General features: G+C 40.8%; 21 protein-coding genes and 3 rRNA genes. 17 read left to right on the top strand and 7 right to left on the bottom strand.

Features of this window, described 5'->3' with window-relative positions; genetic code table 11:
- The 4 genes from ATS74_RS09830 to glsB all read left to right on the top strand — a co-directional run.
- Nucleotides 1-573: ribosomal RNA gene (locus ATS74_RS09830) — 23S ribosomal RNA — on the top strand; the annotation flags it as partial.
- Between the two features lie 201 nt (nucleotides 574-774).
- Nucleotides 775-889, top strand: a 5S ribosomal RNA gene (gene rrf / locus ATS74_RS09825).
- Between the two features lie 59 nt (nucleotides 890-948).
- Nucleotides 949-1,063: ribosomal RNA gene (gene rrf / locus ATS74_RS09820) — 5S ribosomal RNA — on the top strand.
- Nucleotides 1,064-1,438: 375 nt separating this feature from the next.
- Nucleotides 1,439-2,362, top strand: coding sequence for a glutaminase B (gene glsB / locus ATS74_RS09815; RefSeq protein ID WP_058548714.1), 924 nt, complete (start codon nucleotides 1,439-1,441; stop codon nucleotides 2,360-2,362).
- Nucleotides 2,363-2,395: 33 nt separating this feature from the next.
- On the opposite strand, the gene ATS74_RS09810 is transcribed toward glsB, so the two are convergent.
- Nucleotides 2,396-3,700 (bottom strand): inosine/guanosine kinase, encoded by a 1,305-nt coding sequence (locus ATS74_RS09810; RefSeq protein WP_058548713.1) that lies wholly within the window; start codon nucleotides 3,698-3,700, stop codon nucleotides 2,396-2,398.
- Nucleotides 3,701-3,925: 225 nt separating this feature from the next.
- On the opposite strand from ATS74_RS09810, the gene tadA reads away from it, so the two are divergent.
- The gene (gene tadA, locus ATS74_RS09805) at nucleotides 3,926-4,447 is read left to right on the top strand and encodes a tRNA adenosine(34) deaminase TadA (RefSeq protein WP_058548712.1); all 522 of its coding nucleotides are present in this window, start codon (nucleotides 3,926-3,928) and stop codon (nucleotides 4,445-4,447) included.
- Here tadA and ATS74_RS20010 read toward each other — a convergent pair.
- Together ATS74_RS20010 and mltF are read right to left on the bottom strand one after the other, a co-directional pair.
- Nucleotides 4,444-4,611 carry a hypothetical protein gene (locus tag ATS74_RS20010; protein ID WP_165491322.1) on the bottom strand — a complete coding sequence of 56 codons (168 nt, stop codon included), beginning with the start codon at nucleotides 4,609-4,611 and terminating at the stop codon, nucleotides 4,444-4,446. The two genes, tadA and ATS74_RS20010, sit on opposite strands and share 4 nt — an antisense overlap.
- Nucleotides 4,612-4,800: 189 nt before the next feature.
- Nucleotides 4,801-6,258, bottom strand: a complete 1,458-nt coding sequence (gene mltF / locus ATS74_RS09800; RefSeq protein WP_058548711.1) for a membrane-bound lytic murein transglycosylase MltF — start codon at nucleotides 6,256-6,258, stop codon at nucleotides 4,801-4,803.
- A 211-nt stretch (nucleotides 6,259-6,469) separates the two neighbouring features.
- Here mltF and purL point away from each other — a divergent pair, with 211 nt between their 5' ends.
- The 4 genes from purL to ATS74_RS09780 all read left to right on the top strand — a co-directional run bounded on the left by purL (nucleotide 6,470) and on the right by ATS74_RS09780 (nucleotide 13,494).
- Nucleotides 6,470-10,360 (top strand): phosphoribosylformylglycinamidine synthase, encoded by a 3,891-nt coding sequence (purL, locus tag ATS74_RS09795; RefSeq protein ID WP_058548710.1) that lies wholly within the window; start codon nucleotides 6,470-6,472, stop codon nucleotides 10,358-10,360.
- Between the two features lie 137 nt (nucleotides 10,361-10,497).
- Nucleotides 10,498-12,954, top strand: a complete 2,457-nt coding sequence (locus tag ATS74_RS09790; RefSeq protein ID WP_058548709.1) for a YdbH domain-containing protein — start codon at nucleotides 10,498-10,500, stop codon at nucleotides 12,952-12,954.
- A gap of 2 nt (nucleotides 12,955-12,956) precedes the next feature.
- Nucleotides 12,957-13,154: a YnbE family lipoprotein gene (locus tag ATS74_RS09785; protein ID WP_058548708.1), complete on the top strand. Its 198-nt coding sequence runs from the start codon at nucleotides 12,957-12,959 to the stop codon at nucleotides 13,152-13,154.
- 10 nt (nucleotides 13,155-13,164) lie between these two features.
- Nucleotides 13,165-13,494, top strand: coding sequence for a YdbL family protein (locus ATS74_RS09780; protein WP_058548707.1), 330 nt, complete (start codon nucleotides 13,165-13,167; stop codon nucleotides 13,492-13,494).
- Between the two features lie 30 nt (nucleotides 13,495-13,524).
- Here the strand turns inward: ATS74_RS09780 and ATS74_RS09775 are convergent, their stop codons facing one another.
- Nucleotides 13,525-14,073: a DUF1415 domain-containing protein gene (locus ATS74_RS09775; RefSeq protein WP_058548706.1), complete on the bottom strand. Its 549-nt coding sequence runs from the start codon at nucleotides 14,071-14,073 to the stop codon at nucleotides 13,525-13,527.
- Nucleotides 14,070-15,353: a lipid IV(A) 3-deoxy-D-manno-octulosonic acid transferase gene (gene waaA, locus ATS74_RS09770; RefSeq protein WP_058548705.1), complete on the bottom strand. Its 1,284-nt coding sequence runs from the start codon at nucleotides 15,351-15,353 to the stop codon at nucleotides 14,070-14,072. Before waaA ends, ATS74_RS09775 begins: the two co-directional genes overlap by 4 nt.
- Nucleotides 15,354-15,535: 182 nt before the next feature.
- Here waaA and ATS74_RS09765 point away from each other — a divergent pair, with 182 nt between their 5' ends.
- Both ATS74_RS09765 and hldE read left to right on the top strand, forming a co-directional pair.
- Complete coding sequence (locus tag ATS74_RS09765) at nucleotides 15,536-16,126, top strand: D-sedoheptulose-7-phosphate isomerase (RefSeq protein WP_058548704.1); 591 nt, start codon at nucleotides 15,536-15,538, stop codon at nucleotides 16,124-16,126.
- On the top strand, nucleotides 16,126-17,565 hold the full coding sequence (gene hldE / locus ATS74_RS09760; RefSeq protein ID WP_058548703.1) for a bifunctional D-glycero-beta-D-manno-heptose-7-phosphate kinase/D-glycero-beta-D-manno-heptose 1-phosphate adenylyltransferase HldE: 1,440 nt from the start codon (nucleotides 16,126-16,128) through the stop codon (nucleotides 17,563-17,565). The genes ATS74_RS09765 and hldE overlap by 1 nt, the downstream gene beginning before the upstream one ends.
- 70 nt (nucleotides 17,566-17,635) lie before the next feature.
- Here hldE and ATS74_RS09755 read toward each other — a convergent pair whose 3' ends face one another.
- Entirely contained in the window at nucleotides 17,636-19,138 is a 1,503-nt protein-coding gene (locus ATS74_RS09755) for a capsule assembly Wzi family protein (protein ID WP_058548702.1), read from the bottom strand.
- A gap of 211 nt (nucleotides 19,139-19,349) precedes the next feature.
- Between ATS74_RS09755 and ATS74_RS09750 the strand changes: the two genes are divergently transcribed.
- Both ATS74_RS09750 and ATS74_RS09745 read left to right on the top strand, forming a co-directional pair.
- The gene (locus tag ATS74_RS09750) at nucleotides 19,350-20,420 is read left to right on the top strand and encodes a hypothetical protein (RefSeq protein ID WP_058548701.1); all 1,071 of its coding nucleotides are present in this window, start codon (nucleotides 19,350-19,352) and stop codon (nucleotides 20,418-20,420) included.
- A complete protein-coding gene (locus ATS74_RS09745) occupies nucleotides 20,420-21,502 on the top strand; it encodes a glycosyltransferase (RefSeq protein ID WP_058548700.1) in 1,083 nt (360 codons plus the stop codon). Before ATS74_RS09750 ends, ATS74_RS09745 begins: the two co-directional genes overlap by 1 nt.
- On the opposite strand, the gene ATS74_RS09740 is transcribed toward ATS74_RS09745, so the two are convergent.
- Nucleotides 21,491-22,213 (bottom strand): 3-deoxy-D-manno-octulosonic acid kinase, encoded by a 723-nt coding sequence (locus ATS74_RS09740; RefSeq protein ID WP_058548699.1) that lies wholly within the window; start codon nucleotides 22,211-22,213, stop codon nucleotides 21,491-21,493. The two genes, ATS74_RS09745 and ATS74_RS09740, sit on opposite strands and share 12 nt — an antisense overlap.
- Before the next feature lie 123 nt (nucleotides 22,214-22,336).
- Here ATS74_RS09740 and ATS74_RS09735 point away from each other — a divergent pair, with 123 nt between their 5' ends.
- The 4 genes from ATS74_RS09735 to tdh all read left to right on the top strand — a co-directional run bounded on the left by ATS74_RS09735 (nucleotide 22,337) and on the right by tdh (nucleotide 26,379).
- The gene (locus ATS74_RS09735) at nucleotides 22,337-23,395 is read left to right on the top strand and encodes a glycosyltransferase family 9 protein (RefSeq protein ID WP_058548698.1); all 1,059 of its coding nucleotides are present in this window, start codon (nucleotides 22,337-22,339) and stop codon (nucleotides 23,393-23,395) included.
- Nucleotides 23,395-23,955: a D-glycero-beta-D-manno-heptose 1,7-bisphosphate 7-phosphatase gene (gene gmhB, locus ATS74_RS09730; RefSeq protein ID WP_058548697.1), complete on the top strand. Its 561-nt coding sequence runs from the start codon at nucleotides 23,395-23,397 to the stop codon at nucleotides 23,953-23,955. Before ATS74_RS09735 ends, gmhB begins: the two co-directional genes overlap by 1 nt.
- Nucleotides 23,956-24,112: 157 nt before the next feature.
- Complete coding sequence (locus tag ATS74_RS09725) at nucleotides 24,113-25,306, top strand: glycine C-acetyltransferase (protein ID WP_058548696.1); 1,194 nt, start codon at nucleotides 24,113-24,115, stop codon at nucleotides 25,304-25,306.
- 47 nt (nucleotides 25,307-25,353) lie between these two features.
- Entirely contained in the window at nucleotides 25,354-26,379 is a 1,026-nt protein-coding gene (gene tdh, locus ATS74_RS09720; protein WP_058548695.1) for an L-threonine 3-dehydrogenase, read from the top strand.
- The last annotated feature ends 10 nt before the right edge of the window (nucleotides 26,380-26,389 follow it).

The following is a 26,389-nucleotide window of genomic DNA, read 5'->3' as shown; positions in this document are numbered from 1 at the left end:
TAGAAGCCAGCTTAACTGCGAGACAGACACGTCGAGCAGGTACGAAAGTAGGTCATAGTGATCCGGTGGTTCTGAATGGAAGGGCCATCGCTCAACGGATAAAAGGTACTCCGGGGATAACAGGCTGATACCGCCCAAGAGTTCATATCGACGGCGGTGTTTGGCACCTCGATGTCGGCTCATCACATCCTGGGGCTGAAGTCGGTCCCAAGGGTATGGCTGTTCGCCATTTAAAGTGGTACGCGAGCTGGGTTTAGAACGTCGTGAGACAGTTCGGTCCCTATCTGCCGTGGGCGTTTGAGAATTGAGAGGGGTTGCTCCTAGTACGAGAGGACCGGAGTGAACGAACCGCTGGTGTTCGGGTTGTCATGCCAATGGCATTGCCCGGTAGCTACGTTCGGAACTGATAAGCGCTGAAAGCATCTAAGCGCGAAGCAGGCCTCGAGATGATTTCTCACTAGACTTTTAAAGTCTCTGAAGGGCCGTTGAAGACTACAACGTTGATAGGCAAGATGTGGAAGTGGTGTGAGCCATTAAGCTAACTTGTACTAATTACCCGTGAGGCTTAACCATACAACGCCAAACGCGTTTTGTGACAGTGAAGCGACAGAAGTTAATAACTAAAGTAGATATTACTTAAAGACTTAAAAATATTATCAGATATTTTCCAAATTTATGAGGTGACTCTTAGCGCGTAGCGTTAAAGTAGAGGCACCTTGCGCAAAGGAAAAAGAAGCACTACGTGCTTATCATTAATCCTTTGCACCTAATTTGCTTGGTGACAATAGCGTTTTGGACCCACCTGACTCCATGCCGAACTCAGTAGTGAAACGAAACAGCGCCGATGATAGTGTAGCATTTGCTATGTGAAAGTAGGACATTACCAGGCTTCAAATTCAGTCGAAGGACTCTAAACTTAATAAAAATAAGAAAATTGAAAAGAATTTTCTTGGTGACAATAGCGTTTTGGACCCACCTGACTCCATGCCGAACTCAGTAGTGAAACGAAACAGCGCCGATGATAGTGTAGCATTTGCTATGTGAAAGTAGGACATTACCAGGATTTAATTAAGAGAAACCCGTTACAGAGATGTGACGGGTTTTTTGTTATCTGGGATTTAGTAAATAGCCAATATCCCATGCCGAATTCAGTAGTGACCTCTCCTGCACGCCGCGGCATTTGTATTCCTATACATCAAACGAATAGCTCCAAGACGAGCCCGACCAATGATAGTGTAGTATGTGCTATGTGACTCTCGAGCGCTGTGGGCACTAAGACATTAACAGGATTTAATTAAGAGAACCCCGTTACAGTGATTTAACGGTTTTTTGCTTTTAATTTAAAAAATCTCACCTTTGAATTCATCAACAAAACTAGGTGCGCCTCTTGGCGCGTGCTAAAATCCAATTTTTACCAATGACGATATAGAGGTATAGATTGCCGACTGCTGATTACCAAAAGGTGCTTGATGAGATAGCACATGAAGTACGTCCTTTGTTATCACAAGGGAAAGTAGCTGATTATATACCTGCGCTTGCTGAGGTTGATCCTGAGCAGTTTTCTATCGCCATTTACACCACTAATGGTGAAACTATATGTGCAGGGGATTGCTCTAAACGTTTTACTATTCAATCGGTTTCTAAAGTAATGACTCTTACTATGGCTTTGCAGCGCTATGGTGACGAGCTTTGGCATAGAGTGGGTAAAGAGCCTTCTGGTACTGCATTTAACTCTTTAACTCAGCTAGAGTTTGAAAAAGGGATCCCACGAAACCCATTTATTAATGCTGGTGCAATTGTTACCTGTGATGCGTTATACAGTCGTTTATCTGCCCCGCGTCACTCAATGCTTGAAACGTTTAGGTTACTCTCAGGCAATAGCACTATTGTTATTGATAAAAAAGTAGCTAACTCTGAATATGAATTTAGACACAGAAATGCTGCCATGGCGCATTTAATGAAGTCATTTGGCAATTTCGAAAATGACGTTGATGATGTGCTTTGGTCGTACTTTAATTTTTGCTCAATTGAGCTTAACTGTGTTGAGCTTGCTAAGGCGTATAACTTTTTGGCTAATAAAGGGATTGATTTTAGCTCTGGTAAACGTGTGCTATCGAGTCGCCAAAACAAACAGCTGAACTCACTCTTATTTACAAGTGGGTTGTATGATGCGGCCGGTGATTTTGGTTATAGGGTTGGTATGCCAGGTAAATCAGGGGTGTCAGGAACCATATTAGCGGTATTACCAGGTAAGTTTACAGTGGCTGTGTATTCCCCGGGGCTTAATAGTTTTGGTAATTCAGTGGCAGGGATAGCAGCACTAGAGCTGCTATCTAAAAAGCTCGATATTTCAATTTTTTAAAATACCAATAGGGAGCTAATTTAGCTCCCTACGTTATTGCTCCCAATACACTTGTTCAAGACAGTCTTCGCGCTCTGGTAAACCACGGGATAAACGTGGAGAGTGCTGAACTAATACTTCGTAGCTTGCACGGTTTGCATATTTACTAATTTGCGCAAGAGATGAGTAAGTAATGGCTTGTTGCTGATGCTTAGCTGAGTTTGCTACGTTTAATTTATGGTAAACGTTAGCTGATAAATCATGTAATACTGCGGCTAAAGCGCAATCGCCAGCACCGTTTGTATTTTTGATTGAATCAGGACCACCCATAAATGGTGCCGTGTGGCTATAAGCTCTAATTGGTGTTTTACAGTCTTCTTTTCGCATAGCGCGAGAAAACTCATAACGGTTAAAGTCTGGAATAGCTCCTGGTAACAACGGGTACTCAGTTTCACGCTTGAGTTCGTCATCAACATAGCCTGCCATAAACAAACCTTTTTCACCTGCAGTACAAATAACTAAATCTACCCAGTCGAGAGCTTTATCTGCAGCAAGAAGAGGGTCTTCAAAACCTGTAATTGCTAGGCCTTCTTCTTCGTTCATTGCAAGTATATCTACGTGCTCATTAACAAAGTTAGCCCACCAAGTAGGATCTTGCTCAATAAGGAACTTGGTACCAAGAGTCAGTACTACCGGTACGCCAGCATCGTTGGCATACTTAACTGCCTGCATGGTCGCTTCGGTCATTGTCTCATTACCTTGAGTACGCATTAAGTAAGCGCTTATAACCAAAGCTGATGATTGTTCAATTAGCTCTTTGTCAATTGACTCAGGGCGTAAGTGATTCATTAACCCTGCGCTAATAGCAAAAGTACGCTCGCCAGTTTCATCAATAAGTGTGAAACAGCGACCTATTGGCCCATCAACAGGTTGAAGGTAATCTAAATCTACTCGGCTTGAGGTATTACACAAAAAGCGATAGGCGTAGCTACCTATTTTTATGTTTTCACTCATTACACCAAGTAAAACAGAGCGGTCGTCTGCAAGTACCGAGTAATTGTGCATAGTGTTACCTATTGTTCCACCTGCAAACTCGTAATCAACCATGTCGTTTAATTTTAAACGGTCGTATAAGGCGTTTGTAATATCGCTATCAATAACTTGCGACATACCTCTGCGCAATTGAAACTCGTCTAGGAAAGCTTGATCAACTTTTGCCTCTATATCAACAACGATTTGGTCGATACCCGTAATATAGCTACGTTGTAATCGCTCTGTTGCGTTAAGTTGATTGGTAAGTGGATCTTTGGCTTCCACTGGAAAATAATGTTTATGCCTGCGGCGTCCAGGAAATTTCATTTGCTACCCGTGTTGTGAGCTAAATAAAAAAAGCGTGAGATTATAGCGTAAATCACTAGCTATGAGCTAAATAAAAAAAGCGTGAGATTATAGCGTAAATCACTAGCTATGAGCCATGACAAACCACACTATTTTGTTTTATTTTTGCAATAAACCAATCTCAAAGGCACTTTATTAGCCTAAGTTGGTATAATTAGAGCATAAAAAGTTAATTAAGTTGATTGAATGAACGAGCCAATTGATGATTCCTACTGGATGGAATTAGCCTTAGAGTATGCACTTAAAGCACAAGCACTTAATGAAATCCCTGTTGGGGCTGTTGTTGTAAAAGATAATAAGCTTATAGCAGCGGGGTATAATCGCTCAATTACTGATAACGATCCTTCTGCTCATGCCGAAATGATAGCCGTGAGAGAGGCGGGCAAAGTACTTAATAATTACCGTTTAATCGACTGTACTTTATATGTAACGCTTGAACCGTGTTCTATGTGTGCTGGTTTATTAGTGCATAGCAGAATTAATCGCTTAGTATTTGGTGCCTCAGATGCAAAAACGGGTTCGGCAGGATCAATTATGAATTTACTGCAAGAGCCTAGGTTAAATCATCAGGTTGAAGTATGTGGTGGGGTATTAGCTCAACAATGTGGTAATACTATTTCTGAGTTTTTTAAAAATCGTCGAGCGCAAATTAAAGCAGCCAAAAAAGCTGCTCGTGATGCTCAAATAAATAAGCCTTGCTCAAGCTAACTTGCAAGTGGCTCTGATATTGGAGCTTCCATTTGCTGCATTGCAAACATGCGGCGGCGCCAGATTATTTTTTTATGTAAACCACGTAACATAATACGACGGCGAGTAGCGGTTGAATATATTACATTTCTTTTTAGTTTTTGCGTGCGTCTACGTTTTAGCATGTGTTCTCCTAATGCGTGAGAGTGAGAAAGGCACAAGGTATATCTGTATAAAAGTGCAGATATACTATTAACACACATTAGTGATCATTTGATGACAAGTAAACAGCTTTTTAATTTTCTTAGTTTTTGTTTTTAAAGTAATTCGATTATTTATAGAAATTTGGTCTTACTGATTACTTTCCTCTTCTTTTACTTTACTTTGCTTTGAAGCGCTGCGGGTTCAGTTTTAGCTGGTTCAGTAGGCGCGGGTTCGTTTTGTACTGGCTCAGGCTCAGACGCAGTTTCTGGCTCTGGAGCTATAGCATTGTTTTCATCAAGCCAAACGAGTGCGTCGTAATATCTGCGAATATTATCAACATATTTTACAGCCACATCTCCACGTGCATAGCCATAACGTGTTTTACGGTAGTAACGCTTTTTAATTAGCAGCGGTAAGCGTTTTTTAACATCGGCCCACTTATCAGGACTTGCCCCTTGCTGCTCAGTGATAATACGTGCATCGTTAACATGTCCCCAACCTACATTATATGCCGCCAATGCTAGCCACGTGCGATCTGGTTGCGGAATACGATCAGGAATGCGCTTAATGAGTTTACTTAAGTACTTAGCGCCACCGCGTATGTTTTGCTCAGGTTCTAATCTATTGGTAACACCTACTTGCTTGGCTGTGCTGCGCGTTAGCATCATAATACCACGCACCCCGGTTGGCGATTTTGCTCGTGGGTTCCACATAGACTCTTGATAACTCAATGCTGCAAGCAAGCGCCAGTCGAGAGTACCGGCATATTGCTCAAACCAAGGTCTGTAAGTAGGGAGTGTCTCTTTTATTGCTTCAATATAGGCAAGCGTATTAACGTAGTTAAATTGGCGCACATGGCCAAAATACTTCTCTTCGAGCACGTAAAGCTGGTTACTTTGTTTAACATCTCCAAAAAATGGCACCAATAACGCGTATAAAGAGTCATCTGTTGATTTATTAAGTATCCACGCAATTGGATCGTTATGTGATACAGAGAAGCCAATACTTAAATTAGGGTGGTAGCGCCTGAATAGCGATAATGTATGGGAATCAGCTAGCGTGTAATCTATTTCACCATCTATAACGGCCTGAAGTAGTTCCTCTTCATCAAATTCTTCGCTTTCGGTCCAGGAGAGTGATGGATTGTTTTTCTTAATTTTTTGTAGGGTAAGCGAATGGCTACTTTTAGCTATTACAGTAAAGTTACCATCTAAATCATCAAATTCTCGCGGACGAACGCGCCCTTGCTTATAAACAAGTTTTTGGCTAATTGTTCTGTAGGTAGGGCCATATCTATATTGCTGCGCGCGCGCTTTATTGTATGTAAGGCCTGAGGCAATTAAATCTAAGTCGCCACTTTCAAGGCGAGCAAACATGTCTGATAAATTAAAAAAGGGGACTATTTCAAGTTCAACACCTAGGTAATCGGCAAAAGCTTGAGAAAGCTCGTACTCAAAGCCTTGCTCGCCTTGAACTGCTTGATAATAATTACTGGCACTAGCCAGCGTACCCACGCGTATTTTATTTTGCTCTTTAATTTGAGCAAGTTGGGTTGACTGTTCTTGCATATCACATGCACATAACAGCATAACTAAAGTAATGATTATTATTAGTTTTTCTTTGAACATTCAGTGCCCCTTATACGCGCTAGCACCCGTTATAGCAAAACTTAGCCATTTCGTCACTTTCCCTTTTATTTTATTAGCTAAAGCGGACTATAAATAAAGCTAAAAAGTTAATTTTATGAAAAGCGCAATTTGGAGTTAAATCTGGATGCTACTTAGACTATAATGTCGCCCTAAAATATCGTTCAATCCCTAACCCCGGATGAAATTATCTATGTTGATCCTTCGTGGTGCACCAGCACTGTCAGAGTTCAGAGTTAATAAAATTTTAGCGCGTTGCAAACAATCGCAACTTCCAGTCACCAACGTATATGCCGAGTATGCTCATTTTGCCGATTTAACATCGCCTTTGAGTGTTGATGAGCAAACCAAGCTTGAAAAGCTATTAACTTACGGTCCTACTATTGCCGAGCATACCCCAGCTGGCACATTAGTACTTGTTACACCTCGCCCTGGTACCATTTCGCCTTGGGCATCTAAAGCAACCGATATAGCGCATAACTGTGGCCTTAAACAGGTCCACCGTGTAGAGCGCGGTATTGCTTATTATATAGAAGGTGAGCTAAGTGCAGAGCAACTTGCGCAAGTAACGGCGTTATTACACGACCGTATGACTGAAGCAACTCATATTGAGCTTGAAGCTGCAGCACAGTTGTTCCGTAATGATTCTCCACGTGAAATGTCATCAGTTGATATTTTAGGTGGTGGTCGCGAAGCGTTAGCTGCCGCAAATGTTGAGCAAGGTTTTGCTCTTGCCGATGACGAAATTGACTACCTAGTAGAAAACTTTAAAAAGCTAGGTCGTAATCCTAACGACATAGAATTATTTATGTTTGCCCAAGCAAACTCAGAACATTGTCGTCATAAAATATTTAATGCTGATTGGACAATTGATGGCATTGAACAGCCAAAATCGCTGTTTAAAATGATCAAAAATACTTTTGAGCACAACCCTGAAAATGTATTGTCGGCGTATAAAGATAACGCGGCAGTAATGAAAGGCTCAAAAGCGGGTCGCTTCTTCCCGAATGCGCAAGGTGAATATGCGTATCATCAAGAAGACATTGAAATATTAATGAAGGTAGAGACTCACAACCACCCAACGGCTATTGCACCGTTTTCGGGGGCTGCTACCGGCTCTGGTGGTGAAATTCGTGACGAAGGTGCAACAGGGCGTGGTTCTAAGCCAAAAGCGGGTTTAGTTGGCTTTACGGTTTCTAACTTACGTATACCGGGTTACGAGCAACCGTGGGAAAGCGATTTTGGTAAGCCTGGGCGTATCGTTAACGCACTTGATATTATGATGGACGGACCACTAGGCGGTGCTGCATTTAATAATGAGTTTGGTCGTCCTAATTTATTAGGTTACTTCCGCACGTACGAAGAAAAAGTAACAAGCCACAATGGGGAAGAGGTACGTGGTTACCACAAACCAATTATGCTTGCCGGTGGTTTAGGTAATATTCGTGCTGATCATGTTCAAAAAGGCGAGATTCCAGTAGGCGCAAAACTAATTGCACTAGGCGGCCCTGCTATGAACATTGGTTTAGGTGGTGGTGCTGCATCAAGTATGGCATCGGGTCAATCAAACGAAGACTTAGACTTTGCCTCTGTACAGCGTGAAAACCCTGAAATGGAACGTCGTTGTCAAGAAGTCATCGACAAATGCTGGCAGTTAGGCGACGAAAACCCAATTGCATTTATACATGATGTAGGCGCTGGTGGTTTATCAAATGCGTTTCCTGAGCTGGTAAACGATGGTGGCCGTGGTGGTAAATTCCAACTACGCGATATCCCTAACGATGAGCCAGGCATGGCACCTCATGAAATTTGGTGTAATGAATCGCAAGAGCGCTATGTACTTGCTGTAGGTATTGAAGACTTTGACCGTTTTGAAGCAATTTGTAAGCGTGAACGTGCACAGTATGCAGTGATTGGTGAAGCAACCGCTGAACCTCATTTAACTGTAGCCGATAGCCACTTTGATAATAACCCAGTCGATTTACCGCTAGATGTATTGTTAGGTAAAGCGCCTAAAATGCACCGCGATGTAACATCTCAGCAAGCAACTGGTACTGCCATTGATACAAGCGCTATTGACGTAGCTGATGCCGCGCAGCGTTTGTTACGCTTACCTACAATTGCAGAAAAAACATTCTTGATTACCATAGGGGATCGCTCGGTTACCGGTTTAGTAGCACGTGATCAAATGGTTGGCCCTTGGCAAGTACCTGTTGCTAACTGTGCTGTTACCGCGGCAACGTACGATACTTATCACGGTGAAGCTATGTCACTCGGGGAACGTACTCCGGCGGCATTATTAAATTATGGTGCTTCGGCGCGTTTAGCGGTGGCAGAGTCGTTAACTAATATTGCGTGTGCAAATATTGGTAGCCTTGAAAACATTAAGCTATCTGCTAACTGGATGGCTGCAGCGGGTCACCCAGGCGAAGACGCAGGCCTTTACGAAGCCGTAAAAGCGGTAGGCGAAGAGCTTTGCCCAGCACTTGGTTTAACTATACCTGTAGGTAAAGATTCTATGTCGATGAAAACGACATGGAAAAACGATGACGATAGTGTTGAGCAATCAGTAACGTCGCCGTTATCGCTTATTATTACTGCCTTTGGTCGTGTTGACGATGTACGTAAAACTGTAACTCCACAGTTACGCACTGATAAAGGCGACACTTCGCTTATTTTAGTTGATTTAGGTGCTGGTAAAAACCGTATGGGCGCATCGAGCCTTGCACAGGTTTATAAGCAGCTTGGTGATGTTACACCTGATGTAGACAGCCCTGAGTTACTTAAAGGCTTTTACAATGCTATGCAAGCACTTGTAGCAGATAGCAAACTACTTGCTTATCATGACCGTTCAGACGGTGGTTTATTTACTACCGTAACTGAAATGGCATTTGCAGGGCACACAGGTGTAACTGTTGATTTAGCGAGTTTAACAGGCTCAGACCTAGAAGTACTTTATAACGAAGAGCTTGGTGCAGTAATTCAAGTGGCTAACAGCGACTTAGAGGCCGTAAATGCAGTGTTTGAACAACACGGTGTAGCTGCAATTAGTCACGTGATTGGCTCGCTTAATAGCGACGATAGCATTGTATTTAACCGCGGCGAGCAAACGGTACTTAATCATACTCGTACTGAGTTACGTACTATTTGGGCCGAAACAACGTACCAAATGCAAGCACGTCGTGATAACCCTGATTGTGCTAAGCAGGAGTTTGATGCTAAGTTTGATGCAAAAGATCCAGGCTTAAACGTAAAGCTTAACTTTGACTTAAACGAAGATATAGCTGCGCCATACATCGCAACGGGTGCTAAACCACAAATGGCTATTTTACGTGAGCAAGGCGTTAACTCGCATCTAGAAATGGCTGCTGCGTTTAACCGTGCTGGTTTTGCCGCTGTTGATGTGCACATGAGCGATATACTCGAAGGGCGTTTAACTCTTGAGCAGTTTAAAGGCTTAGTGGCGTGTGGTGGTTTCTCTTACGGTGACGTATTAGGCGCCGGTGAAGGTTGGGCTAAGTCTATATTGTTTAACGATATGGCACGCGATCAGTTCCAAAACTTCTTCCACCGTGAAGACACCTTTAGTTTAGGTGTATGTAATGGTTGCCAAATGTTATCAACGCTTAAAGAGTTAATTCCAGGTACTGAGCATTGGCCTCGTTTTGTAACTAATAAATCTGAGCGTTTTGAAGCACGCTTTAGCTTAGTAGAAATACAAGAGAATCCGTCTGTGTTCTTTAATGGAATGGCGGGATCGCGTATGCCAATTGCTGTATCTCATGGTGAAGGGCATGCTGAGTTTGCAAATGATGCTGCCACTCAAGCTGCGCTTGAAAGCGGTACTGTCGCGGTTAAATTTGTTGATAACTACGGTAACCCTACAACGCAATACCCGGCTAACCCGAATGGTTCACCAGAAGGTATTACCGGTATTACCTCTACTGATGGCCGTGCAACAGTAATGATGCCGCACCCTGAGCGTGTATTCCGTGCTGTAGCTAACTCGTGGCACCCTGATGAGTGGCAAGAGGATAGCCCGTGGATGCGTATGTTCCGCAATGCACGTAAAAATGTAGGCTAGTGATTATACTCGCTACCTATACAAGCTAGATTCATAATCTAGCGGTAAAATAAAAAAGGCTGCTTGTGCAGCCTTTTTTGATTGCGTAGATTTAAAATTACGATATTTTGTTAGGTAGAAAGCTTATTAAGGATAGTATGTTAAAGCGCATTGGTTTAATTGTTGGTTTTGTATTACTAAGCATAGTATTGCTTGGTTATGTATTTCGTTTGCCATTATTACAATGGGCTGTAGCGCCTGCGCTTGAAAAAGCGGGCGTTACTTTAAGTTGTTTAGACTTTTCGCTTACCAGCAAGCTAAATGTACATGTACAAAAAGCGTGCTTGAGTTACCAAAATCAAGAGCTTGTTGTTACAGGCATTACCGCAAATACTCGCCATGTTGAAATTAAACGTGCGGCGCTTAATATAAATCCACTTCCTCAAAGTGATAAAGTAAGTAACCCTGCAACAATTTTAGATTTAGCCCTTCCCGACAAAAGACCAACAATTACAGTTGAGCAACTAAGTATAAACAGTGAGTTTTTAAATCAGCCTTTAATTTTAAGTATTAACGAGCCTAAGCTTAACCAGTTTGTAGTAAGTGGTGATTTAAGTGCCAGCGCAACGCTTTACAATAATAAGGTACAAGGGCAGCTTAAAGTTAGTGATGAATTGCTTAAACAATTACTTAAAACCGATAACGCGTTATTAAGCGGGCTTAGCTTTAATACATCGCAAGCATTTAACTTTAATGGAATAGAAGGGAGCGCCACTGGTAATTTACAGGCGCGGTATGACTATAAATTTAAAAACTGCGACATTAGTAATAATACTAAAGGGGTGCTAAGCGCTGCGTATAATTTAAATACCCAAAAGCTTGGGCTAGACTCAAGTAAGCTTAAAAACAATGTAACGCTTGGTAATAACTGCCAATCTCTTATTCCTGAAGGTGACTACAAAGCCTTTGCAGTTAAGCAACTTCCCCTTAATTGGCAGTGGGCTTTACCTAAACCAATAAGCCTAGTAGGTAATAATTTAGCCTTGCCGTTAATAACGCTTACAAGCGATGAGCAAAGCGAGCAAGACATAGACATAACTTTTACAGATACGTTTGTTAATACAGTCACGTCTTTACAAAGTGCGCGCACGCAGCTTAAAGCGCAGCTACACACTGATGATATAAAGGCTGTAGTGCTAAATACGCAGCTTGAAAACGCACAACTAAGTGGTAATTACGATATTACGCTTACCGCTTTGCCTGAATTTTTACCGGCTGATGCTAATAATGTAAAAGCCCACGGCGACTTTACACTTACTCAACTCATTGACTCTAAACCCGTAGGTAAAGTAAGTACTGCATTTAGCTTTGACAAAGCCGTTGCTTATGGCACGACTATTAACGCTTACACAGGTAAACTAGTGGTAAATATGAGTGAAAAGCTCAATGCAAACGTGGTTTTAAAAAGTGAGTTTAAAAGCGTTCAATACGATGAGTATAAGCTCACTGGTATTAACAATACCCTCAGTGCAAAGGCAAACTTAGGCGTGGGTGAGTTATTTGCTCATTTATCTGCGAATACTCAAATAAGTACACTGACAAGCCCCAGTATTGATTTAGAAAATATAAACGTGGATTCAAAGGGCTTGCAAAGCCGAGCGCTTAAAGCGTCTCATCATGTATTTGTAAATGGTATAGAGCTGGTGGCGAATCACCATATTTCAAAAGTAGAACACCCGTTTGAAGTAATAGTTCCGCAGCAAAATGTACTTTCGCTAAATTCAATTATTAGCCAATTTGAGCCGTTAGCTCAACTCACTCAAGGCGAGTTTGGTGGGCGTATTAGTGGCGATGTTAACTTACAAAAAGCCAATTTTTATTTAACTATTGATGATACCAGCGCGCTTTATAACGATTACTTAGCTAATCAGTTTAGGGCGCAACTTAGCGGGCAATATGATTCAGGACAGCTTAATGTTAAGCCTACTACCTTTAACGTTAATGAATTAAGAGCGGGCGCGGTAGTTAATAATATTAATGGCAAAATAGAAGTGGTAAATAATAGCGGGAAAGCATTTGATGTAAGTGGCAATGTGTTTGGTGGGGTATTTGAGTTAGATAAATACTCGCTTTTAAAATCGCAGCAAACAGCCAATGTTACTTTTAAAGATATTGATGCGAGTAAACTCATTACCCTTGATGATAAGTCGGGAATTACTTTAACCGGTCGATTAAAAGGGTTGCTGCCCCTTCATTTTAGTGACAGTGGCGTAGAGGTTACAAACGGCAGCTTATTAAACCAAGGCGAAGGTAAGCTTATTATTAGCAATAACGCAGCGTTTGACTCTGTTATGCAACAGCAGCAAGAATTACAGCCTGTACTGAGCTTACTTAAAAACCTTGATATACAAAAACTTAATAGTACAGTAGCACTTAAAAGTGATGGTTGGTTAAATTTAGGTGTTAACTTACAAGGCTTTAATGAGCCACAACAGCAGCAAGTTAATTTTAACTATAACCACGAAGAAAACGTGTTTACGCTACTAAGAGCGCTAAGATTAAGTGACGAAATAACACAAAAAGTTGAGCAGCAATATTCTCAAAAAGGAAACTAATGATGAAAAATTCGTTAAGCATTAAGGCAATCACAGCCCTTGCTGCTATTAGCGCATTGAGCGCATGTACACACAGAGTAGAAGTAGCAGCTAAAGAGCCAATAACTATCAACCTTAATGTAAAAGTAGATCACGAAATTCGTGTGAAGGTGGATAAAGAACTCGATACCCTGTTCAGTGACGACAGCGAATTATTTTAGGAGCTAAATGATGACTATAAAAAATAAATTAAGTATTGCCACTTTAATTGGTGCAGTGTGTATGTCGTTTTCGGCGTGGGCGATTAGTTTAGATGATGCTAAAAGCCAAGGGTTAGTTGGTGAGAACAGTTCGGGTTATTTAGGCTTAGTAGTACAAAATAGCGAAGCTAAAGCTGTTGTTGAAGAAATTAACGCAAAGCGCAAAGATCAGTATTTAAAACTAGCTAAAAAGAACAATTTATCGCTCGCCCAAGTAGAAGCACTCGCAGCGGCTAAAACAATCGAAAAAACTCAAAGTGGTCATTATGTTGAAGTAAATGGCAGCTGGGTTAAAAAGTAACATTGAATTTGATACTTAAAAACCGAGCGGTTATGCGCTCGGTTTTTTTATGCCTTCTAAAAGCTGCTGCCAAAAGTCGATGCCTTTTCGTCTTGCAAGTTTAATATTGTGCTCAGGAATAGATTCTGGCTCATCGTAGCTTTCAAGCGCTTCGCTCATACTTAGTTCGCGTATTAAATGCAGTGTAGGGTAAGGAGCTCGGTTTGTGTAATTTGCGGCATCATCTTCGTCGCTATCGGCAAATACGTAGTCAGGGTGGAAATTAGCAATTTGATATTTACCTTCAAAGCCTTGTGCAACCAGTAGCGCATTGGCTAAATCAACTAAATCTAAAAAGTCTTCAAAATCGATAAAGCCTTTATCAAACAGTATTAATGTGGTTTCGCGCTCTGCACTTTGATCAAGCTGTGTGCATTGCTTAAGCATATCCATTACTGCATCATCAATTTTTACTGCTGGGCTAAGCACATAATGAATGCAGTTGTTCTCAACTTCTTTGCGGGCGAATGGGCAAAAGTTATATTTTACAATAACCGACGATACCCACTCACGGGTTTGAGTTATAGCTAAATTAGTCATGCTTGTGGCTCTAAATACTGATTAATTATGGTTAATGTTTTTTTAATGGCGCCTTGGTTTTTTAATACGCACTGCTGCGCTTTATTCCCTAAAGTTTGGCAAGCTTTAGTGTTTTGGCTTAAGTTAATTAATTGTGTAGCAAGCTCATCAGTGTTTTCAACAACCACAGCGCCTTTTAATTTTATAAGCTCAGGATATACATGATCAAAATTATACGTATGTGGGCCAGTTATAACTCCGACCGAAAAAGCTGCAGCTTCAAGTGGGTTATGCCCGCCGCGGCGAATTAAACTACCGCCTACATAACTTACATTACCAGCGCCATATAAACATTGCAGCTCGCCAAGTGTATCAGCTAATAGTACGTGCTCGTTTTGATAGTTATCGTTACTACGACGGCTAAAGCTAAGGGGGCTTTGAGCTAACGTGTCGGCTACTTTATCAAACTGTTCAGGGTGTCGAGGGGCAATAACTAAAAGTGAATTAGGGTGTTTTTTTAATAATTGCTGATGGGCATTTAATATCATTTCGTGCTCAAGCGGGTGAGTAGAGCCTGCCACCCATACAAAGCGCTCTTGAGTTTTATATTGTGCTTTAAGTTTTGCAACTGAAGCTAGCTGCTCAATGCTTGGGCTTATGTCAAACTTAATTGAGCCTGTAACATGGCTTTTTGAGGAGGTTAAACCGAGCTCAATAAACCGCTCGGCATCTTTTTTATTATGGCTTGCAAGTACCGTCATTGAACGCATAATTATCTGCGTTAACTTAGCTACTTTTTGATACCCTTGTTGTGATTTTTCGCTCAAACGGGCATTGAGCACCAATACTGGAATATTTTTTTTATGGCTTATTGCCATTAAGTTTGGCCAAAGCTCGGTTTCCAATATGCATAGTGCTTGTGGGTTTAAACGTTTTAAAAACCGGGCGGTCGAAAACGGGAAGTCCATAGGTAAATAACTACACGCCGCGGTATTTTTAAATTGATTAATTATTTGCTCGCGACCTGCAGGGGTATTACAGGTAATAAGTATATTAAGCTGTGGGTGTTGTTTTTGCAGCGCTTTAATAAGTGGTGCAGCTGCAAGTACTTCACCTACAGAGGCGCAGTGTACAACTAACGGTTTGCCTTTACTTGTAAATAAGCTTTTGCTCACAAAGCCAAAACGTTCTTTAAAGTGTGCGCGGTAGCCTTTGTTTTTTTTACCTCTTAATACATATAAGTAAAATACAATCAGCGGGCTAATTAAAATTAAAGCGAATGAGTAGAAAATGCGTGCCATACTGAACTTTTATTGAGGTAAGTGCCCTTAGTTTAACGCGAAAGTGATAATTTCTGAACATGTGAAGCACTAAATTATGTTCCAGTTCAGCTATATTCCTATAAAATACACACAACTAAATAAAACTGTGGAATAATGGATTTAATTTTTTCCTGCCATTTCAGTTCCTAGAGGAATTTTTCATGTCAATTATCGATTCTGTGGCAACAAGCTACGTTGAAAGTTTAAACCGTCATCAAGCCTTATTTGAAACGATGGAGGCTTATCATCAAGAGTCTATGCAGTTATTAGAAGCATGCCATAGTGCATTACAAGCTGGTGGTAAGGTTATTTGGTTTGGTAACGGCGGAAGTGCGGCTGATGCTCAGCATTTGGCGGCCGAATTTGTAGTACGTTATAAATTAGAGCGCGGACCGCTTGCGTCTATGGCGCTCACAACCGACACGTCAATTCTTACTGCGCACAGTAACGACTACCATTTTGATACCGTGTTTGAGCGCCAAGTTCAGGCGCTTTGTAAACCAGAAGATTTAGTCATTGGTTTAACAACCTCAGGTACCAGTGCAAATATTAATTTAGCACTTGAAGCCGCTAATAAAATTGGCGCATTTACTGTTGCATTAACAGGCCGTGATGGCGGAAAAGTAAAAAACATTGCCAAGCTGCCAATTATTATCAAAAACGATGAAACAGCACGTATTCAAGAAGCGCATATGTTTATTGGCCACTGGTTATGTGAAGCCATAGATATGGTTGTTGCGGAGCAGCAGTAATGGATTTATCGCTATTAAAAAACTTATCTAAAGCGCGTATTTTAGTGGTGGGCGATGTAATGCTTGATCGCTACTGGTACGGTGACACCGGGCGTATCTCGCCAGAAGCGCCAGTACCAGTTGTTAAGGTAAGTAAGTTTGAAGACAAAGCCGGTGGCGCAGCCAATGTTGCTAAAAACATTGCTAGGCTTGATGCCAAAGTTGGGCTACTTGGCTTAATTGGCGAGGATGAAAGCGGGCAAATTTTAGAAAATATTTTAAAAGGTGAAAAAATAAGTTCACAGCTTGTGAGTGTATGTGATTTACCGACTATTTCTAAAATGCGCGTTATTAGCCGCCATCAACAACTTGTACGCCTTGATTTAGAAGAAACCTTTAGCGAGCAGCACAGCCAGCTGTTATTAAATCGCTTAGAGCTGGTGCTTGATGAATACGACTTTGTGGTGTTTTCTGATTACAGTAAAGGCTCGCTCAGCTTAATTAAAGAGATGGTGAGTATTGCCAAAGCGGCGGGTAAAACCGTGCTTATCGATCCTAAATCGCCAGACTTACACTTATACGAGGGCGCAGACTACATTACGCCTAACTTGCATGAGTTTAATTTAGCAGGTGGTAAAACCGGCTCTGAAGAAATTTTAGCGCAAAGTGCCCGTGAGCTTATTAGTAAAAATGGTATTAAAGCCATGCTACTTACACGCTCAGAGCAAGGTATGTCGTTAATTAATGCCGATGAAAAACACGACTTTGCAGCTCAGCAGCTAGAAGTAAGCGATGTAACTGGCGCAGGTGATACTGTTATTGCAACTTTAGCTGTAATGCTTGGGGCAGGTATGGCCCCTAAAGATGCAGTAGAAATTGCTAATTTAGCCGCCGGTATTGTAGTAAGTAAACTTGGGGCAGCCACAGTGTCACCAGAAGAGCTAAGCCAAAAGCTAGGCCAATACTTACACATTAATGGCGAGCACTACCAAACTCCGTTTGATGATGTACTGCAGCATATTGAGTTTGCAAAACAAAACGGCGAAACCATTGTATTTACGAATGGTTGTTTTGATATTTTACATGCAGGGCATGTCCGCTACTTAGCACAAGCTAAAGCGCGCGGAGATAGACTCGTTGTTGGGTTAAATAACGATGAATCTATTACCCGTTTAAAAGGCCCTGAGCGCCCGATAAACCCGCTTGATGAGCGGGCAATGGTATTAAGTGCACTTGCCTCTGTTGATTGGGTAATCCCCTTTGGCAGCGCTGAGGAAAACGACACACCTGCTAAATTAATCGAGCAAATTAGCCCTGATATTTTAGTAAAAGGTGGTGATTACACCGTAGAGCAAATAGCCGGTGCCGATCATGTACTGCGCCATGGCGGCAAAGTAGAAGTGCTGACATTTTTAGATGGTTGTTCAACATCAAAAGTAATTAGTAAAATAAAGCAGTAATATAAATATTCATAATAAAAAGGGTTGAAAACTGCGTTTTCAACCCTTTTTATTATCACTCTACAACTTTTTAAAAGTTATATTCGTACTTAGCAAACGCAGATGTGTCGTTTTCAGCGCCATCATTGTTTGATGCAAAAGCGCCCAGTGTTAAACGTCCACCCATTGCAAGTTGCCTGTAACGCAGTTCAACCTGTTTTGAGTTATAGCCCGTTTTAGTAATTGTGTTACCTAAATCTGGGTTATTTGGATACCAATCACTATTATCGCTGTTGTAATCAACGCTACGTAGTTTTACTTGCCAATCATCACCGTTTGAAAGTTGCCCAAGCAGTGTTAACACCACTGATTGCGAATCGTTATCAAAGGCTGAGCCTATGGTGCGGCCATGGTAACGGTAACCTGATTTATAATCTGAGTGTTCGTAGTAACAATTCTCTTCAACTGATTCACCACATGAAACACCCGTATCTATATATTCAACATTCACTAATACATTTTGATCGTAAATACGCTGGGTCGTTTGCACACCAAATAAGTAAGCTCTATCGGCAGGTTTAAACTGTGAGCTGGCATCTTCACCTATGGTACTGGCATAAATGGCATAGGGGTGGCTAAATAATGTATCAGACCAACGAACGTCTATACCGGCAAGCTGGTTACCAATTTTAGACTCTAATGAGCTATCGCAACTTTCATTGCCGTCAATACAGTTGGTTTGCCCAGTAATAACATCAATAAAGTCACCGGCAGAGCTTGGTTGGCCTTCGCCAGCCCATTGTGCAGACCAACTTAACGCAATTTCCAACTCTTGAATTGGACGAAAGTTTAAACGGCTGCTCCACAGTAACGCATCAGGAATTACGCGGGTTGATTCCAGCTTTGCCATTTGGGCGGTAAAGCTCCATTGGCCTATCCAGCTTAACCACGGTGTTTCAAACGCAGTGCTTTGCTCACGCGTTACACTTAGTGCAGGTAAAGGCTTGGCATTACCTGAAATAATTAAACTGTTATCAACACCCGGTCCCCAAAATTGCTCTACGGCGCCGGCTCTAAAAATCCAATTACCTAAGCGGTATGCTAAATAGCTATCGTCAAATGAAGTGTCGTTACAATCTTCAAGCGCTTGATCATCTAAGGCTATATCATCAGTTGTTTTACCTTCAATTAAACACTTTTTGCCATCGTTTCGGTAGTTAATAGCAACCTTTGCTGCAAAATTATCCCCAAGATAAGCATACGCTGCGCTTACTTCTGATTCTTGAGTGTTTGTAGCGCCAAAGCTTGTAGCTATAATTGGATCTGATGCTGCAAAAGCTGAAAGTTGTACACTATGAGAACTACCATTTTCTGATTTATAACGATGTTTTACACGAAGTAACGCATCTTGTAAGCTCGGTGATAAAAGCTCAAGCTTGGTAGACTCAACCTCTCCAATAAAGCTTTTCCACATTAAAGGGTACGTTGTTACGGGCGCTAAAATAACGCCAGCATCAGCAAGCTGTTGAATATCGGCTCTGAGTCCGTAGTCGTCTGGTTTTACCCATGGCTCTGCATTTACTGATACGCTCATAGCGCAAAATAGAGAAGAAAGTAGGAAAATTCTGTTTCGCAAAGTTCAGATCCTTGTGATTAAGATTGCGGCTAAGTTTACCAACCTAGGGCGGTTAATGCAGTAAATAATCAAAATAATAGCATTAATTTAATGTATAAAAATGTAACCTATCTATCGTAAAAACTATGGTGTTGATATACTGCTGCGCAAATAGGAAATAGAGAATGCAATGAGCAACAAACGACTTTTATTTATACCCGTATCATCACCGCAAGGGATTGGTGAATACATGCGCTCGTTGTTGCTAGCTCAAAGCCTACAAAATGAATGCTCAAATACTCTCGATATACACTTTATTTTAAATAAGCACACTGCTTATGCTAAAAGCTGTCCATTTAATACAACTTTACTTGAACATTCGCCGACAAAAGAGCTTGATAAGGTATGTCAATTTATAACTGAATATAAACCAGATGTTGTAATCTTTGACTGCGCAGGGCGCGCTGCACATATGAAGGCGGCTAAAAAAGTAGGCGCAAAAGTAGTGTTTATTTCTCAGCATGCAAAAAAACGTGCTAAAGGCTTAAAACTTAATCGTATTAATTTAATAGATAGTCATTGGGTAGTGCAACCCGATTACTGTATTGAGCCACTTAGCTGGGCAGAAAAAACCAAAATAGATATGTTTTCGCTAGCTATGCCCAAAAATGTGGGGCCTTATATTGCGTTTTCTTCAAAGCAACAAACTCAGCAAGTGTTAGATACCTATAAACTCGACAAAAAAGATTATTTTATTGTGAGTGCAGGCTCTGGAGGTCATTTGCTCAATGGTGAGAATTGCGCAGATGTTTTTTTTGCTGCCGCAGAGCAAATTTCATCTAAAACGGGATTAAAAGGGATGGTGGTCTTTGGCGCTAATTATAATAAGACCTTACCAATATCTAGTACAGTAATTAGTCTCACAAGCTTAGATAATAGTGAGTTTTTATCGCTGCTGGAACAAGCTAAATTTGCACTATTAAGTGCAGGCGATACCCTATTGCAAGCTATTGCTGTAAACACTCCTGCTGTTGCTTGTGCTATTTCAAAAGATCAAAATGAACGCCTAACTAGCTGTGAAAGTACAGGCGTAGTACTTAAAGCTCGTTTTGATAAAAACGACATTATAAATAAAGTAGAAGCCTTACTTATAGAGCCTCACTTTAAAGAACTTTTGAGTAAATACTCACAGTTTAAAAATGCGCAAGGTTATGATGTTATAACCCAAGGTGTAAAAAATATGCTATTGGATAAGCATTAATGAATGTTGTTATTGTAATTGATTCATTAGCGGGTGGTGGTGCTGAAAAAGTGATGCTAACCCTTGCTCAGCAGCTTATAAAAGAGCATTGCGTAACCATTTTATCGCTGGCAGATAATTTTGAATACGCTATACCCGAGCAAATAAAGGTAGAGAGTTTATTTACTGATAGGGCATCTAAAGTCGATCGCTTTTGGAAAATAAATAAAAGCGTAGCAAAGTTAGAGGCCTGGTTTAGTAATAAACAACAAGACATAGGCGCGATAGATTTAGTACTTTCAAACCTTGATAGAAGTAATAATTTACTCGCTAAAAGTGCGGTTAAAAATGTGCATTTTGTTATGCATAACTCCGTAAACGCAGAGCTTGCTAGGCAAAAAAAGTTAGGGCCATTTTCATATCGCTATCTTAAAAAATCAAAACAAAACTTAAATGGCAAGTCACTAGTTTGCGTATCTAAAGGGGTAGAGCAAGAAATCAACCAAGGCGATTTAATTACGCCAAGTGCAATAACCACTATTTATAATCCATTTGATTTAGCTGATATAAAACGCCAATCTAATGAAGTAAATACGGCTATCCCGCAGTCTCCTTATTTAATTCATGTTGGTCGCTTAGCTAAGCAAAAGCGCCACGATATTTTATTTGCAGCATTTGCCAAGCTTGATAAAAAAAATAAATTGGTACTTTTGTGTAATAAGCCAGCAAAGGCATTTAAGCTTGCAAAAGAGTATGGCATTGAAGAGCAGCTGATTGTGCCAGGGTTTGAGCAAAACCCTTATAACTGGATTAAACACGCGCAGGCGTTAGTTTTAAGCTCTGACTTTGAAGGTTTGCCAACAGTGTTAATTGAGGCGTTAGCAGTTGGTACGCCTGTAGTAAGTACAAACTGTACCTTTGGGCCGAGCGAAATATTAACAGGCGAACTGGCTAATTACTTAGTACCTGTAGGAAATAGCGAAGAGCTATCGGCTCAAATAAAGCAAGTTTTAGCAAATAAGCCTAATGTAGAAAATGCGGAAATTTTGCAAAAAGTGAATGCTGAACTAGTAGCTCAGCAGTATTTAGCTTTAAGCTGTTAGCCTCTTTTCGTAAAGAGTACACAAAGCTTCCCAATCATTACTTTGCCAATTGAAGACGTTATTACGGCCTTGCTCTTTTAGGAATGAACGCTCCAAGCGCGCCATATTACGTTGTTGCCATTGAAGGTTCGGTGCTTTTAACTCCCCCCTATCAAAATCGATAATATATACGTCGCCTTTTTCATTAAATAAAATATTATTGATATTTAAATCGGCGTGATACACCCCTTTGTTATGAAATAACGCAATAGTGCTGGCTATGTTCTCAAGCTCACTACTATTTAAAGGGCGTTCAATTAAAATGTCGAGCAGGCTTTTAGCACCGCTAACAGCTTGTGTAATTATATCGCCTCGGTAAATCAAACCACTTTGAGATACTTTAGCTGCAATGGGCTTTGGCACATTTAGGCCTAGTTCAATAAGCTTTACCATTAAGCTAAATTCTTTATATACGCGTGTATTTTCAAGTCCAGGATAAAGGTATTGATCGCTTAATAGCTTACCAACTAGTCCACCGCGCCAATAATGCCTTAGTACTGCAGTTAAATCATCGTGCTTAAAAAACCATGCTATAGCGCGGCCTTTTTTAGCGCCCACTATTTTATTTTGCTTTTGCCAATATTCTGCATCAAACCAGTTTATATCAACAAGGTTAAAATAATCTGGGTGGCTTAAAATAGTGTGCTTGCCTTGCTTTCGTGTTTTAAACATAGCTCGTTAAAATAATTCAATAATAGGTCTATATTAACGTGTTTTATGGCGCAGGATAAGTGCTTGCATTAACGCGAGTATAATTTAAGATCCCATCATATTATTTAAAACCTAACGGAATGCGTGACTCAAGTGCCTAATTACTCCTCTATTTGTATTTTAAGACTCTCTGCCATTGGTGATGTGTGTCATGCCGTTAGTGCTGTTCAAGCAATTCAAAAAGCGCATCCTAATGCAAAAATAACGTGGGTAATGGGTAAAGTAGAGGCTATGTTACTTGCTGATTTACCAGGTGTAGAGCTGGTAATATTTGATAAAAAAGAAGGTAAGGCTGCGCTTAAAAAATTAAAAAACACCTTTAAAGGTAAGCAGTTTGATGTGCTTCTTAATATGCAGGTGGCACTAAGAGCAGGCTTTGTAGCACGCTGTATACCTGCAAAAGTTAAATTAGGGTTTGATTGGGCGCGCTCAAAAGAGCTACACAGCTTATTTATAAATAAACGCATAGCAGCGCAAAAAGAGGCGCATGTATTAGAGGGCTTTAAAGGTTTTGCTAAAGCGATAGGGGTAAATGATTATGAACCCAGCTGGCAAATGCCTTACACGAGAGAAGATGAAGTTAAAGCGGATGAGTTATTAGGGCAAGACTATTTAGCTAATAAGTTATTTGTTATTTCGCCAGCGGCTAGTAAAGCTCAGCGTAATTGGTTGCCTGAACGTTATGCCGCACTTGCAGAACACGCACGCGCGCAAGGTTTTAACGTTGCTTTAACAGGCGGGCCTACCGAGCTTGAAGTAAACTTAGCAGAGAATATTATAAAACACTGTAACAGCCCTATTTTAAATCTTGTAGGTAAAACAAAACTTAAAGAGTTGCTATGTGTTTTGAAAAGAGCTGATTTAGTACTTGCCCCAGATACCGGCCCGGCTCACATGGCAGTAACGGTTGGCACGCCAGTAATTGGTTTATATGCACACTCAAACCCGGCTCGTACCGGCCCTTATTTATACCAAGACTACGTAGTTGAGGTTTATCATAAAAATTTACTTAAACAAACCGGTAAAACTGCGCAGCAAGTACCGTGGGGTACCCGAGTAAAGGGCGATGATTTAATGGGCCAAATAAGCGTAGAAAGCGTTAAGGCAGTGTTTGATCATGTTGTATTAAAAGAATCTTTATAATGACTGAACTACAAAATAAAGCCCTTTTTTTAGACCGCGATGGTGTTGTTAACGTTGATCACGGCTATGTATATCAAAGTGAAGAGTTTGAATTTATTGACGGCATTTTTAGCACCTGTAAAAAGTTTTATGATGCAGGCTACAAAATTATAGTAGTGACTAACCAATCAGGTATTGGGCGTGGTTATTATACCGAAGCTGATTTTTTAGCGCTCACTCAGTGGATGAAAACGCAATTTAGTAACCACAATATTGAAATTGCCGATGTTTATTTTTGTCCTCATCACCCTAAAAAGGCTTTACCAGAATATTTAAAGCAATGTGATTGCAGAAAACCAGCTCCCGGTATGTTACTACAAGGCATTAAAGAGCATAACATCGACCCCAAGTACTGCATTATGGTTGGCGATAAACTTAGTGATATGCAAGCTGCAAAAAAGGCACATATTGCTACACGTGTTCTTGTACGTTCAGGTCAAAGTTTTGACGAAAACGCAAAGCAATCTGCTGATCTAGTAATTGATTCAATAAATGATTTACCTGCATTTATAACATTATAAATCTAACCCTCTTATTAGTGTGTAAAGTGGCAGGAATTCCTGCCACTGCATGTGTTTGCGATAAACTGCAAACCGTGCATTTTACTCATGAAACTTTTACAATACCCACCATATTAAACAGTACCTGTTTACCCGTTCAATTAAATGGAGACCACAGATGAGAGCATCTGCTTTTTTTAGCCAGCTACAGCAGCAAATTGAAGACGTAAAAACCGAAGGTTTGTATAAAAACGAACGTATTATAAAGTCTCAGCAACAAGCTGAGATAGAAGTTGCATCAGGCAAAGTAATAAATTTTTGCGCGAACAATTACTTAGGTTTAGCAAATAGCCCTGAGCTAATAAAAGCAGCTCAAAATGGTTTAAACGATCATGGCTTTGGTGTTGCTTCTGTTCGCTTTATTTGTGGCACGCAGGATATTCATAAAACACTTGAGCAAAAAATTAGTGCATTTTTAGAAACCGAAGACACCATTTTATACTCGTCTTGTTTTGATGCTAATACAGGCTTGTTTGAAACAATTTTGGGGCCAGATGATGCCATTATCTCTGATTCATTAAACCATGCGTCAATTATTGATGGCGTACGTTTATGTAAAGCTAAGCGTTTTCGCTATGCGAACAACGACATGGCCGATCTTGAAAAGCAACTTATTGCTGCAGACGAAGCGGGTGCTAAAACTAAACTAATTGCTACCGACGGCGTGTTTTCTATGGACGGCGTAATTTGTAATTTAGAAGCCGTGTGCGACTTAGCCGATAAGTACGATGCTCTTGTAATGGTAGATGACTCTCATGCGGTAGGCTTTGTTGGCGAAAACGGTAAGGGTACACCAGAGTATTGTAATGTACTTGACCGAGTAGATATTATTACTGGTACATTAGGTAAAGCACTTGGCGGCGCATCAGGTGGTTACACCTCAGGTAAAAAAGAAATTGTAGAATGGTTACGCCAGCGCTCTCGTCCATACTTGTTTTCTAATTCACTAGCACCTTCGATTGTTACAGCATCAATTAAAGTACTCGAAATGCTAGAAAATGGCGGTGAACTTCGCGCTAAGCTTTGGTCAAACGCTAAATACTTCCGTGAGCAAATGGAAGCTGCAGGCTTTACCTGTGCAGGTAAAGACCATGCCATTATCCCTGTTATGTTAGGCGACGCTAAAGTAGCATCACTTATGGCTGATAAATTACTTGCAGAAGGCATTTATGTGACTGGCTTTTCATTCCCAGTTGTACCAAAAGGCCAAGCACGTATTCGTACGCAAATATCAGCAGCGCACAGTGTTGAGCAGCTTGATACAGCGATCGCTGCCTTTACCCGTATTGGTAAAGAAATAGGCGTTATTTAATTTTTAATAAACCGGAGTCTTTTCGGTTTTTTTGTTGAGTGTAATTCATGAAAGCATTATCTAAATTAAAAGCAGAGCCGGGCATTTGGATGACAGATGCGCCAAAACCAGAAGTTGGCCATAACGATCTGCTTATTAAAATTCGCAAAACGGCTATTTGTGGAACCGACGTTCATATTTATAAATGGGACGAATGGGCAAGTAAAACGATACCTACGCCTATGGTGGTTGGCCACGAATATGTAGGTGAAGTAGTTGATATGGGTCAAGAAGTTCGTGGCTTTGCTGTTGGCGACCGCGTATCTGGCGAAGGCCATATTACCTGTGGGCATTGTCGAAACTGCCGTGCTGGGCGTGTTCATTTATGTCGTAATACCACAGGTGTTGGTGTTAACCGCGAAGGCGCTTTTGCTGAATATTTAGTTATTCCTGCATTTAACGCGTTTAAAATTCCAGATAACATTTCAGATGAACTAGCGTCTATTTTTGACCCGTTTGGCAATGCTGTACACACAGCGCTTTCGTTTGATTTGGTGGGTGAAGATGTCCTTATTACAGGCGCTGGCCCAATTGGTATTATGGCTGCAGCCGTTGCAAAACATGTAGGTGCACGCCATGTTGTAATTACTGATGTAAATGAATATCGCTTAGAGCTTGCCCGTAAAATGGGGGCTTCACGTGCTGTAAATGTTGCCAATGAAAAGCTCGAAGATGTAATGAATGATTTAGGCATGACAGAAGGCTTTGATATTGGCCTTGAGATGTCAGGCGTGCCAAGTGCATTTAATTCTATGCTTAATAACATGAACCATGGTGGTAAAATTGCCATGTTAGGTATTCCGCCATCAGATATGGCGGTAGATTGGAACCAAGTTATTTTTAAAGGCTTAGTGATCAAAGGCATTTACGGTCGTGAAATGTTCGAAACCTGGTACAAAATGGCAAGTTTGATTCAATCAGGTCTTGATCTAAACCCAATCATAACACATCAGTATTCTGTAGATGACTTCCAAGCTGGCTTTGATATGATGATTTCAGGTCAGTCAGGAAAAGTAATTTTAAACTGGGATTAATTCCACAAAA

Origin of the sequence: Pseudoalteromonas sp. H103, assembly GCF_001469205.1 — a bacterium.
Classification (GTDB): domain Bacteria; phylum Pseudomonadota; class Gammaproteobacteria; order Enterobacterales; family Alteromonadaceae; genus Pseudoalteromonas; species Pseudoalteromonas carrageenovora.
The sequence above is the reverse complement of the archived record's forward strand: the minus strand, read 5'-3'. Positions and strand labels throughout refer to the sequence as shown.

What these genes read in the sequence shown, in the direction of transcription:
- ATS74_RS09810 (WP_058548713.1), bottom strand. Translation starts at nt 3,700, where the DNA reads ATGAAATTTCCTGGACGCCGCAGGCATAAACATTATTTTCCAGTGGAA.
- tadA (WP_058548712.1), top strand. Translation starts at nt 3,926, where the DNA reads ATGAACGAGCCAATTGATGATTCCTACTGGATGGAATTAGCCTTAGAG.
- ATS74_RS20010 (WP_165491322.1), bottom strand. Translation starts at nt 4,611, where the DNA reads ATGCTAAAACGTAGACGCACGCAAAAACTAAAAAGAAATGTAATATAT.
- mltF (WP_058548711.1), bottom strand. Translation starts at nt 6,258, where the DNA reads ATGTTCAAAGAAAAACTAATAATAATCATTACTTTAGTTATGCTGTTA.
- purL (WP_058548710.1), top strand. Translation starts at nt 6,470, where the DNA reads ATGTTGATCCTTCGTGGTGCACCAGCACTGTCAGAGTTCAGAGTTAAT.
- ATS74_RS09790 (WP_058548709.1), top strand. Translation starts at nt 10,498, where the DNA reads ATGTTAAAGCGCATTGGTTTAATTGTTGGTTTTGTATTACTAAGCATA.
- ATS74_RS09785 (WP_058548708.1), top strand. Translation starts at nt 12,957, where the DNA reads ATGAAAAATTCGTTAAGCATTAAGGCAATCACAGCCCTTGCTGCTATT.
- ATS74_RS09780 (WP_058548707.1), top strand. Translation starts at nt 13,165, where the DNA reads ATGACTATAAAAAATAAATTAAGTATTGCCACTTTAATTGGTGCAGTG.
- ATS74_RS09775 (WP_058548706.1), bottom strand. Translation starts at nt 14,073, where the DNA reads ATGACTAATTTAGCTATAACTCAAACCCGTGAGTGGGTATCGTCGGTT.
- waaA (WP_058548705.1), bottom strand. Translation starts at nt 15,353, where the DNA reads ATGGCACGCATTTTCTACTCATTCGCTTTAATTTTAATTAGCCCGCTG.
- ATS74_RS09765 (WP_058548704.1), top strand. Translation starts at nt 15,536, where the DNA reads ATGTCAATTATCGATTCTGTGGCAACAAGCTACGTTGAAAGTTTAAAC.
- hldE (WP_058548703.1), top strand. Translation starts at nt 16,126, where the DNA reads ATGGATTTATCGCTATTAAAAAACTTATCTAAAGCGCGTATTTTAGTG.
- ATS74_RS09755 (WP_058548702.1), bottom strand. Translation starts at nt 19,138, where the DNA reads ATGAGCGTATCAGTAAATGCAGAGCCATGGGTAAAACCAGACGACTAC.
- ATS74_RS09750 (WP_058548701.1), top strand. Translation starts at nt 19,350, where the DNA reads ATGAGCAACAAACGACTTTTATTTATACCCGTATCATCACCGCAAGGG.
- ATS74_RS09745 (WP_058548700.1), top strand. Translation starts at nt 20,420, where the DNA reads ATGAATGTTGTTATTGTAATTGATTCATTAGCGGGTGGTGGTGCTGAA.
- ATS74_RS09740 (WP_058548699.1), bottom strand. Translation starts at nt 22,213, where the DNA reads ATGTTTAAAACACGAAAGCAAGGCAAGCACACTATTTTAAGCCACCCA.
- gmhB (WP_058548697.1), top strand. Translation starts at nt 23,395, where the DNA reads ATGACTGAACTACAAAATAAAGCCCTTTTTTTAGACCGCGATGGTGTT.
- ATS74_RS09725 (WP_058548696.1), top strand. Translation starts at nt 24,113, where the DNA reads ATGAGAGCATCTGCTTTTTTTAGCCAGCTACAGCAGCAAATTGAAGAC.
- tdh (WP_058548695.1), top strand. Translation starts at nt 25,354, where the DNA reads ATGAAAGCATTATCTAAATTAAAAGCAGAGCCGGGCATTTGGATGACA.